The organism is Shewanella sp. P1-14-1, from assembly GCF_001401775.1.
GTDB classification, from domain to species: domain Bacteria; phylum Pseudomonadota; class Gammaproteobacteria; order Enterobacterales; family Shewanellaceae; genus Shewanella; species Shewanella japonica.
Genome location: NZ_LKTL01000094.1, coordinates 1 through 374 on the forward strand (window position 1 = coordinate 1; position 374 = coordinate 374).

1 protein-coding gene is annotated in these 374 nt (G+C 43.0%); it reads right to left on the bottom strand.

The genetic code is table 11. The features are described 5' to 3' along the window. The coding region (locus tag AN944_RS21100) for a VCBS domain-containing protein (RefSeq protein ID WP_200913405.1) at positions 1-374 on the bottom strand (374 nt) is incomplete at both ends.

Consider the following 374-nt stretch of genomic DNA (forward strand, 5'->3'; position numbering starts at 1 on the left):
GTTGCTGTACCAGAGATAATAGCTTTGTCATCAGTGCCACTAATAGACACAATAATTTTATGGTCGGTACCGTCTGCGGAGTGAACGATTAAGGTATCGGTGAGTGACTCACCAGAATTAAGACTTTGAACAGCCAGTTGGGAGTTATCAGCAGTATAAATCCAATGACCCAACTCATTGATACTCAGCTGACCAAACTGGCCTTGAATCGATTCGGCGTTAAATTGCGCTTGGCCGTTATCACTATCAGTAATGGTTAACGCACCGTCGACCCTTAATAAACCTGAGTGAACGTCTTTATCTTCAGTGAGTGAGGCCGTTGCTGTACCAGAGATAATAGCTTTGTCATCAGTGCCACTAATAGACACAATAAT